This is a genomic window from Actinomycetospora flava (assembly GCF_037400335.1).
In the GTDB taxonomy this organism is placed as follows: Bacteria; Actinomycetota; Actinomycetes; order Mycobacteriales; family Pseudonocardiaceae; genus Actinomycetospora; species Actinomycetospora flava.
On sequence record NZ_JBBEGM010000004.1, the window covers coordinates 185,130 to 197,153 of the forward strand.

Sequence of the window (12,024 nt, forward strand, 5' to 3'; positions counted from 1 at the left end):
TGCCCTTCGGTCAGTCAGAACCCTCCGCACCACCGTCGGCGAGGCGGTGTATCGAGGTGGCGAAGGCGTCGGCGGCCCGGCGGCGGGCGGTGAGGGAGCGCGCGCCGGTCTCGGTGAGCCGGTAGCGGCGGGGGTCCTTGCTCGAGCGCACGATGAGCCGGTTGCGCACGAGCCGGTGCAGGGTGGGCACGATCCGCGAGTACGGGATGTCGAGGACGTCGCCGACCTGGGAGCGCAGGACCTCCGCGATCTCCTCCTGCCGTCGCGGCGCCTCGGCCAGCGCGGCGAGGACGAGCGCGTCGACCTGCCCGCGGTCACGGATACGGGCGCGCGGGGCGGGGGCGCGGCGGGGAGCCGTCGTGGTCATGACCAGCAGGATTGCCGGGACACCGCCCCCGTGACACTCCGCCGTCGGGCCGAGCCCGTTGCGTCCTTCGCGGGTACTCCCCCGACGTGATCACCTGCGTCGTGCACGACGTCATCGACCCGGCGAAGATCGCCGACTTCGAGCGCTTCGCCGCCCGCTGGATGGACCTCGTCGCACGCCACGGCGGCGTCCACCACGGGTACTTCCTGCCCGCCGAGGGCGCCAGCGACGCGGCGCTCGCGCTGTTCAGCTTCCCGAGCCTCGCCGACGACGCGACCTACCGCGCCCGCTTCGGCGACGACCCCGAGTTCGTCGAGGACGACCGCATCCGCGACGAGAGCGGGTGCGTGCTCCGGTACGACCGGACGTTCATGCGCCCGCTGCTGCCGTCGTGATCGGAACCCGGTCGCCCGCCGGCTCGCCGCGGGCCTAGCCTGCCCGCTCGTGACCACGGGCAGGGAGGCGGTGCGGCGCGCGCTCGAGGACGCCGGCTCGCCCCGGGAGATCCGCACCTTCGCGACGCCGGTCCCGTCGGCCGCCGCGGCCGCGGAGCAGCTGGGCTGCGCGGTCGGCGCCATCGCCAACAGCCTCGTCTTCACCGCCGGCGACGGGGTCGTGCTCGTGCTGGCGTCGGGGGCCCACCGTGTCGACCTCGGCCGGGTCGCCGCCCACCTCGACGTCGCCAAGCGCCGCGTGAAGCGCGCCGACCCCGACACCGTCGAGCGCGCGACCGGCCAGCGCGTCGGCGGCGTGTCGCCGGTCGGGCACCCGGCGCCGCTGCCCTGCCTCGTCGACGTCGCCCTCGCCGCCTACCCGACGGTCTGGGCGGGCGCCGGCGACGAGCACTCGATGTTCCCGACGACCGCCGACGAGCTCGTCGCGCTCACGGGCGGGACGCTGCTCGAGGTGGCCGCCGGCTGACCGCCGACCCGGCGTGTCGCGTCGGCGAGCGTGTGGCGATCCTGGCGTGAGACGCCAGCGATGCCGCATCGCTCGCATTCTCCGGGTGCTCAGCGGGCGGTGAGGGTGAGGTCGTGGGCGAGGTCGTCGCCGCGCACTTCGAGACGACGGGCCTGGGGTGAGTGGCCGGGCGCGCTGACGATCACGAGCCACGTGCCCGCCTCGGGGACCGGGAGGCGGTAGCGGCCGCCGGTCGTGCTCGCGTGCCCGTGCTGGCGGCCGTCGGTGTCGACGAGCGTCACCACCGCCTCGGCGGGCCCCTCGACCGTCCCGGAGAGTACGAGGCGCTCGTCCGACGCCTCGACCTCGGGCTCCGGGGCGACCGCCGGCTCCGGCGTGCGCGACCGCCCCTTGACGAACAGCGCCACCACGAGCGCCACGACGCCGAGGCAGCCCGCGACGACGAACGCCGAGCGGATGCCGGGCGCGTCCGGGGCACCGGTGAGCAGGACGTGGATGCCGATCACCGCGTACAGCGGCGAGCCCGCGCCGAGCGACGCGAACAGCCACAGCGACGTCGCCATCGCCACCGCACCCGGGATCACCAGCGGGCGCGCGCCGTAGCGGTCGAACAGCGCGCCGACCGGGCGCCCGAGCGCACCGAGCACCAGCCCGCCGGGCAGCACCGCGAGCCCGCTGACGAACGTGCTCGTGCCCAGCACCGTCTGCAGGTAGAGCGGCAGCAGCACGGCGGCGGCACCGATGAGGCTCATGAACAGCGGGATGGACAGCAGGATCGCGACCGAGAACGCGCGCCGGGTGAACGGCCGCAGGTCGAGCAGCGCGCGGTCCCGGCGCTGCAGGCGCAGCTGGCGCGCGACGAACACGACCAGGGCGACGACGCCGACCACGATCGGCACCCACGGCGGGACGGGGTGCTCGCCGCCGCCGGACTCCCCGATCGACGACAGCCCGTACAGCAGGCCGGCGAAGCCGATCGCGGACAGCAGCACCGAGAGCAGGTCGAGCGGCACGCGCCGGGTCGTCGTGGGCAGGTGCATCCAGCGGGCGCCGACGAGCAGCGCGGCCACCGACAGCGGCAGGACCAGCCAGAACATCCAGCGCCAGCCGAGGTACTCCAGGACCGCGCCGCCGATCGTCGGCCCGACCGCGGGCGCGACGGCGATGACGATCGTGATCGTGCCCATCGTCTGGCCGCGGCGCTCCGGCGGCACGAGGCGCATCACGGTCGTCATGAGCATCGGGATCATCACCGCGGTGCCGGCGGCCTGGATGACCCGGCCGACCAGCAGCACGGCGAAGCCGGGCGCGAGCGCGCTGACGAGCGTGCCGACGCTGAACAGGCTCAGCGAGATCAGGAAGATCGTGCGGGGCGTGAAGCGCTCGAGCAGGTAGCCGGTGGTCGGGATGACCACGGCCATCGTCAGCAGGAACCCGCTGGTCAGCCACTGCACCGTCGTGGTCGAGACGCCGAGGTCGACGGTCAGGTCCCGTAGGGCGACCGACAGGATCGTCTCGTTGAGGATCATGACGAACGCCGAGCCCACGAGGACCGCCAGCAGCAGCCCGGACCGCGAGGTCCGTTGCTGCTGATCGGGCACGGCGGTGTCGGTCACGGTTTCTCCCGGAGCGCGGTGGAGAACTTTGCTGTCACTCCGTGCCAAGATACCCAGCGATCCGGACATCCAGCGTGAGACGTCGATCTCCGCGGGACGGGGAGCGCGCGGTCGTCCCCGACCACCTGTCGCCGCCGTCACACTCCCGTATATGGACGCGGCGTCCTTTTCGTGGTTCTCTCGATATGGGCACAGCGTCCACATCAAACACCGGAGGGAACGATGAGCAGCACCGAGACCACGCGCACGGCGCTCGTCACCGGAGGTTCCGGCGGGATCGGCCGGGCGGTGGCGGAGCGTCTCGCCGCCGACGGGATGGCCGTCGGCGTGCACTACGCGGGCAACAAGGCCCGCGCCGAGGAGGTCGTCGCCGCGATCGGGTCCGCGAGTGGGAGGGCGATCGCGGTCGGCGGCGACGTCGCCGAGCCCGAGGAGATGGCCGCCGCCTTCGACGCCGTCGAGCAGGCCTTCGGCGGGATCGACGTCGTCGTCAACACGGCCGGGATCATGACCCTGGCCCCGATCGCCGAGCTCGACCTCGACGACCTCGACCGCATGCACCGCACCAACATCCGCGGCACCGTCGTCGTCGCCCAGCAGGCCGCCCGCCGGGTGCGGGCCGGCGGCGCGATCATCGCGTTCTCGACGACGGTGACGCGGCTGTCCTTCCCGACCTACGGCGGCTACGTCGCCAGCAAGGGGGCCGTGGAGGCGCTCGTGCCCGTGCTCGCCCGCGAGATGCGCGGCCGCGACGTCACCGTCAACGCCGTCGCGCCCGGGCCGACGGCCACGCCGCTGTTCCTCGACGGCAAGACCGACGAGCAGGTCGCGGGCCTCGCGGCAGCGCCTCCGCTCGAGCGCCTCGGCCGGCCCCGCGACATCGCCGAGGCCGTCGCGTTCCTCGCCGGACCGGCGCGCTGGGTCAACGGCCAGACGCTGTTCGCCAACGGCGGACTGGCCTGAGGGGAGAGATCATGATCATCGTCATCAGCGGCGCCTCGTCCGGGTTCGGCGCCCTGAGCGCCCGCGCGCTGGCGCGGGCCGGGCACACCGTCTACGCCGGGGTCCGGGACACCATCGGCCGCAACGCGCCGGCCGTCGCCGACGCCGCGGCCTTCGCCGCCGAGCACGGCGCGGACCTGCGCACCGTCGAGCTCGACGTCGCCGACCAGGCCTCGGTCGACGCGGCGGTCGCCCACGTCGTCGCCGAGGCCGGCGGGCTCGACGTCGTCGTGCACAACGCCGGGCACATGGTGCTCGGCCCGGCCGAGGCGTTCACGCCCGAGCAGCTCGCGGCCGTCTACGACACCAACGTCGTCTCCACCCAGCGGCTCAACCGCGCCGCCCTGCCCCACCTGCGCGCGCAGGGACACGGGCTCGTCCTGTGGGTCGGGTCGACGAGCACCCGGGGCGGCACGCCGCCCTACCTCGCGCCGTACTTCGCGGCCAAGGCCGGGATGGACGCGCTCGCGGTCAGCTACGCGGCCGAGCTCGCGCGGTTCGGGATCGACACCTCGATCGTCGTGCCCGGCTCGTTCACCAGCGGCACCAACCACTTCGCGCACGCGGGCCACGCCGCCGACGAGCCCGTCGCCGCGGCGTACGAGGAGCGCTACGGCGGGCTGATGGACCAGGTCGGGGCGCGGCTGGCGGAGCTGTCGCCGCCCGACGCCGACCCGGCGGAGGTCGCGCGGGCGATCGTGCGGGTGGTCGACACCCCGGCGGGGACGCGCCCGTTCCGGGTGCACGTCGACCCCGCCGACGACGGCGCGGAGGTCGTCAACGCCGTCGGCGACCGCGTGCGCACCGAGTTCTACCGGCGCATCGGGCTCGACGACCTCCTGCACCCGCGGGCACTAGCGTGACCTCGGTGACCGAGCAGCAGACCCGGCGGCGCGGGCGGGGACGCCGACCCGCGGACGAGGTCCGCGGCGAGGTGCTCGCCGCCGCCGGGGACCTGCTGCTCGCCGAGGGCATGGGCGGCTTCACGTTCGAGCGGGTCTCCGCGATCTCGGGCGCGAGCCGCACGACGCTGCACAAGTGGTGGCCGTCGCGCGGGGCGCTCGCGCTCGAGGCCTACTTCCGCACCGTCGAGAGCACACTCGCGTTCCCCGACACCGGCGACATCGCCGCCGACCTCACCGAGCAGGTCCGGGCGTTCGTCCGGCTGATGACGCAGACGCCCGCGGGACGGGTGATCGCCGAGCTCATCGGCTCCGCCCAGACCGACCCGGAGCTGGCCGCGGCCTACCGGGAGAACTACTCGGCGCCCCGGCGCGCGCTGGCCGTGGACGCGGTCGGGCGGGCCCGCGAGCGCGGCGAGCTCCGGGAGGACGTGGACGCCGAGGCCGTGGTCGACCAGCTCTGGGGGGCCTGCTACCACCGGCTGCTGATCCCGGATCAGCCGCTCACCGAGACGTTCGCGAGCACGCTGGTCGACCAGCTCGTTCACGGGATCGCCGGCCGCTGATCACCTGCTCGTGCGCGAGCCTGGTGCGACTCCGGACGGAGCGGGGCGTAGCATCGGTGAGGCGTCACTGGATCGATCCCGAACCCCTCGGACGGGCCGATCCGGCGGCGCTTCCCCGAACCACCCGCGACCCGAAGAAGGTTCGCCGTGACCGCCAGTACGACCCCGGAGTCCGAGGCCGACAGCGCCCTCGACAACGAGATCGCCGAACTGCGCCAGATCCTCGACCGCCTCGACGGGCTGACCCACCAGGCCCGCACCCGGCTGCGTCGCATCGAGCAGCACCGCAACGGTGTCGACGCCCGGTGGATCGACCGCTCCCTGCGCTGACCCGGCGCCGACAATCAACGGCCCGCCCCGAGACTCCGGGGCGGGCCGTCGTGTGTGCGGGATCGAGCGCGTGGCGTTGCGGACGTTCAACGTCAGCGACGCCACGTCGCTGACACCGGACGTCCGTAGCGCCACGCGCTCGATCGGGCAGGGTCAGGCAGCGAGGGCCGCGTAGCGGCCCTCCTGGTCGACGAGCTCGGCGTGGCTGCCGCTCTCGACGACGCGGCCGTGGTCGAGCACCGCGATGCGGTCGGCGTGCCGGACCGTCGAGAGCCGGTGCGCGATGGTCAGCGTCGTGCGGTGCCGGGCGAGGTCGTCCAGCGCCAGCTGCACGGCGCGCTCGGTCTCGGTGTCCAACGCGCTGGTGGCCTCGTCGAGGACGAGCACGCGCGGGTCGCGCAGGAGCGTGCGCGCGATGGCGATGCGCTGCTTCTCGCCACCGGAGAACCGGTGGCCGCGGGCGCCGACGACGGTGTCGTAGCCGTCGGGCAGCGACGCGACCATGTCGTGGATCCGCGCGGCGCGGGCCGCCGCCTCGATCTCCGCGTCGGTCGCGTCGGGCTTGGCGACGCGCAGGTTCTCGCGCACGGTGGTGTGCAGCAGGTAGGTCTCCTGGCTGACGACGCCGACGACGCGCGCGAGGTCGGCGAGGCGCAGGTCGCGCAGGTCGACGCCGTCGATGGTGATCCGCCCGGCGTCGGGGTCGTGGAGCCGGGCCACCAGCGCGCCGAGGGTCGTCTTGCCCGATCCCGTCTCCCCCACCAGCGCGAGGGTCGTCCCGGCGGGGATGTCGAGGTCGACGCCGTCGACGGCGGGGCGGTCGCCGCCGGGGTGGGTGTAGGTGACGCCCTCGATCCGCACGTCACCCCGCACCTCACCGAGCTCCACGGGTTCGGCGGGGTCGGCGATGTCGACGGTGAGGTCCTGGTACTCGAAGATCCGCGAGAACAGCGCCAGCGAGCTGGCCACCTGGACGCCGACGTCGAGCAGCCCCGACAGCGGCCGGAACACGCCGGCCTGCAGCGAGGTGAAGGCGACGAGCGTGCCGATCGAGAGCTCGCCGAGGGTCCAGGGCAGGCCCGCGCCCAGGTAGATCAGCGCCGGGATCGCCGCGAAGACCACGCTCATCGTGGCCATCCGCCAGCGCCCGGCGAGCTGGGAGCGGATCTCGAGGTCGGTGAGGCGCGCCGAGGAGGCGGTGAACCGGTCGACGAGGGCGGGGCCGGTGCCGAGCGTGCGGTGCAGCGCGGCGGCGTCGACCGACAGGCCCTCCTCGATGGTGACGTTGAGGTCGGCGAGCTCGCTCTGCCGGCGGACGGTCAGCTCGCGGCGCATCCGCGCGACGCGGCGGCTGATGAGCACGGCGGGCGGCAGCACGACGAGCGTGACGAGCGAGAGCTGCCAGGACAGGGCGACCATCGCGACGGCGGTCGCGACGACGGTGGTGAGGTTGGCGGCGATCGAGGTGGCCGTGGAGGTGACCACGGTCTGCATCCCGCCGATGTCGTTGGTGATGCGCGACTGCACCTCGCCGGTGCGGGTGCGCGTGAAGAAGCCCAGCGACTGGCGCTGCAGGTGGGCGAAGACGTCGGTGCGCAGCCGGTGCATGACGCGCTGCCCGACGCCGGTGGAGATCCAGGTCTGGACGACGCCGAGCACCGAGGTGACGGCGGCGACGCCGATCATGCCGCCGGCCAGCCACGCGAGCAGGGGCAGGTCGCGGTGCGGGAGCGCGTCGTCGATGACGGCACGCAGCAGGAACGGCGACGCCAGCCCGACGATCGACGACGCGACGATGACGGCGACGACCACGGCGAGCGGGCCGCGGTGCGGGCGGAACAACTGCGCGATGCGGCGCAGCGAGACGTGGCGGGCCTGTTCGGCCTCGAGCGCCCGCGTCTCGGGAGATACGTCGGTGGGGCGGGGCAAGGGGCGCCTCCTGCAGGAATGTCCAATTTTGCTGAGGTATCCTCAACATGAGGCTACAACAGCAAGCGCCCTACGGTATTCCCCGTGGAGGAGGACGGCTCGCTGGCCGACGCGTTCTGGCAGGTCGCGCGCCGGCTGCGTCACCAGTCGCGCGAGGCGCTCGCCCCCTGGGGTGTGTCGCTGTCCCAGCTGCGCGCGCTCGAGGTGCTGCTGCGCCACGGGCCGACCCGCTCCGGCGAGCTCGCCGAGCACCTGCGCATCGCGCCGCGCTCGGCCACCGAGGTCGTCGACGCCCTCGCCGAGCGCGGCCTCGTGGAGCGGCGGCCCGACCCGGACGACCGCCGGGCCACCCAGGTGGTCGCCACCGCCGCGGGCACCGAGCTCGGCGCCGCCGTCCGGGCGGCCCGGGCGGCGGAGGCCGACCGCGTCTTCGACGCCCTCGACGACACCGAGCGCGCCGAGCTCGGCCGCCTGCTGCGCCGGCTCGCCGACGGCTGACGCACCGGCCGGTACACCGGCCGACCCGCGGGTGCATCCGTGCGCGGCCCGCCGGCCGTAGTGGGGGTGTCCGATGCCTCCGCCTCGCCGAGGAGAACCGATGCGCCGCCTCACCCGCGCCGCCGGAGGTGCCCTGGTCGCGACCGCGATCGCCCTGGGTACCGCCGGGACCGCCACCGCCCAGGACACCGGAACCGTCTACGTCGTCCACGGCATCCCCGACACACCCGTGGACGTCTACGTCGACGGGCAGCGGGCACTCGACGACTTCGCTCCCGGCACGAGCGAGGGCCCCCTGGACCTCCCGTCCGGCCCGCACCAGGTCGCGGTCTTCCCCGCCGACGCCGCCGACGGCTCCGGCCAGGCCCTGCTCTCCGCCCAGGCCGACGTGCCCGCCGGCGGCAACGTCACCCTCGCCGCCCACCTCACCGCCGAGGGTCAGCCGGCGCTGACGCCGCTGGTCAACGAGGTGGGCGAGGTCCCCGCCGGTCAGGCGCGCGTCGTCGTGCGGCACCTGGCGGCGGCACCGGCCGTCGACGTCCTCGCCCGCGGCGAGCCCGTGGTGCGCAACCTGACCAACCCGAACCAGGAGGCCCTCGAGGTGCCCGCCGGCACGGTCACGGCCGCCGTCGCCGCCGCCGGGACCACCGAGCCGGTGATCGGTCCCGCGGACCTGTCGCTGACCGAGGGCACGACGACATTCGTGCACGCGGTCGGGTCGCTGGAGCGGGGCAGCCTGGAACTGGTGACCTTCACCGTCGGCGGCGGGGACTCCGCACCCCACGGCGTGCCCTCGGGCGCACCGTCCGGAGCGCCGGCGGCGAGCATCCCGAGCGGCGGCTGGGTCGCCCTGTCGCTGCTCGGTGTCGCGCTCGCCGCGGCGTCCCTGGCTCGGCTGCGCCCGGCCGGCCGGCGCTGACCGGTCGCGGCGTGGCCGGGCGCGGTCCCGCCCTGGCCGGGCTGGTCGTCGGCCTCGTGCTGGCGATCGGCCCGGCCGGGGCCGGGCTGTCCGGGCTCGTCCCCGACACCTCGACGGCACCACCTCCGACAGCGCCACCGGCGGCCTCGACGACCGCGACGAGCGCGACGAGCGCGGCGACCGCGGCTCCCGCCGGGCCCGCCACACCGGTCCGGGTGCGGGCCGGCACGGTGGGCCTGGACGCCGCGGTGATCCCGGTCGGCGTCCGGGACGACGGGCAGATGGCGGTGCCGGAGCGGGTGGCCGAGGTCGGCTGGTACCGGTTCGGGCCCGCGCCCGGCGCCCCCGCCGGATCGGCCGTCCTCGCCGGGCACGTCGACGACCGGGTGCAGGGCGAGGGCGCCTTCGCCGACCTCGGCGATCTGCGCCCCGGCGACGAGGTGACCGTGCAGGGCCCGGGCGGCCCCGACGACATCGTCGTCCACCGGGTGCGGGAGGTCCGGACCTCCTCGAAGGAGGCGCTGCCCCTCGCGGACCTCTTCCGGGAGACCGGGCCTGCGCAGCTGGCCCTCGTGACGTGCGACGGACCGTTCGACACCGAGGCGCGCAGCTACCGCGACAACCTCGTGGTGCTGGCCGGGCCCGGATGAGCGCCGGCGGCCGTCCGGTGGCGTTTCGACGCGGCGCCGCCGGGCACCTCGATCGGGTGAGGAGCGCGCGGTGACCGAGGGGATCGCCCGGTCCCCGCGCTCGCCCCTCCCCGCGCGCCCGGCACCCGTGTCCGACGACGACCGGACCGGTCACGCCCTGCGCCGCGGCGATCCGGACGCCCTGCGGGAGGCCTACGACCGCCACGGCGGGTGGGTGCTCGCCGTCGCCCGCCGCAGCCTCGGCTCGCCGCAGGACGCCGAGGACGTCACGCAGCAGGTGTTCGCCGACGCCTGGCGCGGGCGCGCCGGGTTCGACCCCGGCCGTGGGGTCCTCGGCGCCTGGCTCGCCGGTATCCTCCGCCGGCGCGTCGCCGATCACCTGGCGGCGCGGGCCAGGGAGGGCCGTGTGGGTGGGCGCGCCGACCTCGCCGACACCTCCGACCTCTCGGACCACGGCGCGGAGCCCGACACCCCGCTGGCCGACCGGGTCGTGGCGGCCCTGCTCGTGGCCGACGAGCTCGCCCGGCTCCCGGCGGACCAGGCGCGGGTCCTGCGGCTCGTGGTGCTCGACGAGCTGACCCACCAGCAGGTCGCCGCGGCCACGGGGCTCCCGCTCGGCACGGTCAAGAGTCATGTCCGGCGAGGACTCGCCCGACTGCGACGACGGTGGGAGGCCGACGGTGACACACCCGACGTCTGACCAGCTCACCGCCGCCGCCCTTCCCGGCGAGCCGAACGACCCCGCGGTGAGCGCACACCTCGCCGCGTGTCCCGCGTGCGCGGCCGAGGTCGACGCGCTGCGCCGGACCGTGGGGCACGCCCGCGACGGCATGAGCCTCGACGCGCCCGCACCACCGCCGTCGGTGTGGGACGGCATCCTCGACCGGCTCGGGGACGACGCGCCGTCGCCCGATCCCCACCCGACGCCCCACCCGACGCCCCACCCGACGACGCCCGACCGGGCCCCACGTCGTCGCGTCGCGGCCCTCACCGCGCTCGCGGCCGTGGTCGTGCTGGTCGCGGCGGTGCTCGCCGCGGTCCTCGCGACGAGCACGACGCCTCCGGACCGGGTCGCCCTGGTGGCCCTCCGGGCCGGGGTCGCGGGCGAGGTGGTCACCGTGCCGGGCTCCGCGATGCACGTCGAGGTGACCCTCCCCGCGGCCCTCCCGGACGGCGAGGCGCTCGAGGTCTGGGACCTGAGCTCGGGCGGCCCGCGCTCGGTGGGCGTGCTGCACCCGGAGGAGGGGCCCCGCGGGACGGGGACCCGGACGCGCTGGACCGGCGAGCTCGCACTCCCGCCTGTCGACCGGGCCGTGCCCCCGCTCGACGTGTCCGTCGAACCCCCGGACGCGGACCCCGGTCACTCGGGGACGAGTCTCGCCCGCACACCCTGAGGCATCCGGCGCACGACTCAGGCGCCGTCCAGGACCTCGCGCAGCTTCGCCGCGAACTCGTCGGGCTTGCCCGGCCAGCCGAACTCGCCGTCGAGGAACCCGCCGTGGTGGCTCGGGAAGACCGTCGCCTCCTGCCCGAGGGCCTTCGCCGTGCCGCGGGCGGTGCGCGCGGTGTAGGTGTCGCCGGTCTCCTCGCCCACCGCGACGACGACCCGGGTCGGCGCGGCGGCCAGGGCGTCGACGTCGAGCTGGTAGTCGATCACGGCGAGCGAACTGTCCGAGAGCAGCGGGTCGTCGCGGGAGCCGTCGTCCTCGGTGGGCATCCCGAACATCGCGGGGTCCGGGGCGGGCTGCGCGAAGTACTCGTCGGTGAACTCGCCCTGCCACGACCCGAGCGCCATGAACCCCGCCATGCCGTGGCCCCAGCCCTTGGCCTGGTAGGCCTCGCGGAACCCGCGCGAGGCGCGGTCGGCGGCCGCGGCGTCGGGGAGCACGTTGTTGATCGGCGGCTCGTGGGCCACGAAGGTGACGACGTCCTCGGGGTGGGCGGTGACGAGCTGCAGGCCGGTGACCGCTCCCCCGCTGCTGCCGAAGGCGTCGACCGGGCCGGTGCCGAGCGCGGTGATCAGCGCGTGCAGGTCCTCGGCCTGGGTCTGCGGCGTGTTGTCGGTGCGGCCGTCGCTGCGCGTGCTGCGCCCGAGCCCGCGCGGGTCGTAGGCGACGACCGTGCGGTCCGGGAACCGGGCCGCCAGCGCCCGGAAGCCCGACGCGTCCATCGGCTGTCCGAACATCAGCAGCACCCGGCCCCCGTCGGCGGGCGGCAGCGGGCCGTAGACGTCGTAGGCGATCTCGGCGCCGTCCACGGGGAGAACCTTCGTCTCGGCCACGACCCACTCCTTGGTACGAGAAGACAACCAACGAGTTGTACCC

General features: G+C 75.1%; 14 protein-coding genes and 1 pseudogene. 11 read left to right on the forward strand and 4 right to left on the reverse strand.

The window, feature by feature from the left end:
* Positions 1-10: 10 nt before the first annotated feature.
* Positions 11-367, reverse strand: coding sequence for a helix-turn-helix transcriptional regulator (locus WCD58_RS12620; protein ID WP_337703277.1), 357 nt, complete (start codon positions 365-367; stop codon positions 11-13).
* Positions 368-453: 86 nt separating this feature from the next.
* Between WCD58_RS12620 and WCD58_RS12625 the strand changes: the two genes are divergently transcribed.
* Together WCD58_RS12625 and WCD58_RS12630 are read left to right on the forward strand one after the other, a co-directional pair.
* Positions 454-762 carry an NIPSNAP family protein gene (locus WCD58_RS12625; protein WP_337703279.1) on the forward strand — a complete coding sequence of 103 codons (309 nt, stop codon included), beginning with the start codon at positions 454-456 and terminating at the stop codon, positions 760-762.
* 49 nt (positions 763-811) lie between these two features.
* The gene (locus tag WCD58_RS12630) at positions 812-1,288 is read left to right on the forward strand and encodes a YbaK/EbsC family protein (protein ID WP_337703281.1); all 477 of its coding nucleotides are present in this window, start codon (positions 812-814) and stop codon (positions 1,286-1,288) included.
* Positions 1,289-1,650: 362 nt separating this feature from the next.
* On the opposite strand, the pseudogene WCD58_RS12635 reads toward WCD58_RS12630, so the two are convergent.
* A pseudogene (locus WCD58_RS12635) lies at positions 1,651-2,904 on the reverse strand (DHA2 family efflux MFS transporter permease subunit); the annotation flags it as partial.
* Between the two features lie 222 nt (positions 2,905-3,126).
* Here WCD58_RS12635 and WCD58_RS12640 point away from each other — a divergent pair.
* The 4 genes from WCD58_RS12640 (at position 3,127) to WCD58_RS12655 (ending at position 5,704) form a co-directional block, all read left to right on the forward strand.
* Positions 3,127-3,867 carry an SDR family oxidoreductase gene (locus WCD58_RS12640; protein ID WP_337703286.1) on the forward strand — a complete coding sequence of 247 codons (741 nt, stop codon included), beginning with the start codon at positions 3,127-3,129 and terminating at the stop codon, positions 3,865-3,867.
* A gap of 11 nt (positions 3,868-3,878) precedes the next feature.
* The gene (locus WCD58_RS12645; RefSeq protein WP_337703288.1) at positions 3,879-4,769 is read left to right on the forward strand and encodes an SDR family NAD(P)-dependent oxidoreductase; all 891 of its coding nucleotides are present in this window, start codon (positions 3,879-3,881) and stop codon (positions 4,767-4,769) included.
* A 5-nt stretch (positions 4,770-4,774) separates the two neighbouring features.
* Positions 4,775-5,374: a TetR-like C-terminal domain-containing protein gene (locus WCD58_RS12650; RefSeq protein WP_337703290.1), complete on the forward strand. Its 600-nt coding sequence runs from the start codon at positions 4,775-4,777 to the stop codon at positions 5,372-5,374.
* Positions 5,375-5,521: 147 nt separating this feature from the next.
* Positions 5,522-5,704, forward strand: a complete 183-nt coding sequence (locus WCD58_RS12655) for a hypothetical protein (RefSeq protein ID WP_337703292.1) — start codon at positions 5,522-5,524, stop codon at positions 5,702-5,704.
* A gap of 153 nt (positions 5,705-5,857) precedes the next feature.
* Here WCD58_RS12655 and WCD58_RS12660 read toward each other — a convergent pair whose 3' ends face one another.
* Complete coding sequence (locus WCD58_RS12660; RefSeq protein ID WP_337703294.1) at positions 5,858-7,633, reverse strand: ABC transporter ATP-binding protein; 1,776 nt, start codon at positions 7,631-7,633, stop codon at positions 5,858-5,860.
* A gap of 84 nt (positions 7,634-7,717) precedes the next feature.
* Here WCD58_RS12660 and WCD58_RS12665 point away from each other — a divergent pair, with 84 nt between their 5' ends.
* From WCD58_RS12665 to WCD58_RS12685, 5 genes are all read left to right on the forward strand, one after another.
* On the forward strand, positions 7,718-8,131 hold the full coding sequence (locus tag WCD58_RS12665) for a MarR family winged helix-turn-helix transcriptional regulator (RefSeq protein ID WP_337703295.1): 414 nt from the start codon (positions 7,718-7,720) through the stop codon (positions 8,129-8,131).
* A 100-nt stretch (positions 8,132-8,231) separates the two neighbouring features.
* Entirely contained in the window at positions 8,232-9,050 is an 819-nt protein-coding gene (locus WCD58_RS12670; RefSeq protein WP_337703297.1) for a DUF4397 domain-containing protein, read from the forward strand.
* Positions 9,051-9,061: 11 nt separating this feature from the next.
* Positions 9,062-9,700, forward strand: coding sequence for a class F sortase (locus WCD58_RS12675; protein WP_337703299.1), 639 nt, complete (start codon positions 9,062-9,064; stop codon positions 9,698-9,700).
* 70 nt (positions 9,701-9,770) lie between these two features.
* Entirely contained in the window at positions 9,771-10,400 is a 630-nt protein-coding gene (locus WCD58_RS12680) for an RNA polymerase sigma factor (RefSeq protein ID WP_337703301.1), read from the forward strand.
* A gap of 46 nt (positions 10,401-10,446) precedes the next feature.
* On the forward strand, positions 10,447-11,094 hold the full coding sequence (locus WCD58_RS12685; protein ID WP_337703304.1) for an anti-sigma factor: 648 nt from the start codon (positions 10,447-10,449) through the stop codon (positions 11,092-11,094).
* Positions 11,095-11,111: 17 nt separating this feature from the next.
* Here the strand turns inward: WCD58_RS12685 and WCD58_RS12690 are convergent, their stop codons facing one another.
* Positions 11,112-11,981, reverse strand: a complete 870-nt coding sequence (locus WCD58_RS12690; protein WP_337703306.1) for an alpha/beta fold hydrolase — start codon at positions 11,979-11,981, stop codon at positions 11,112-11,114.
* Between the last annotated feature and the right edge of the window lie 43 nt (positions 11,982-12,024).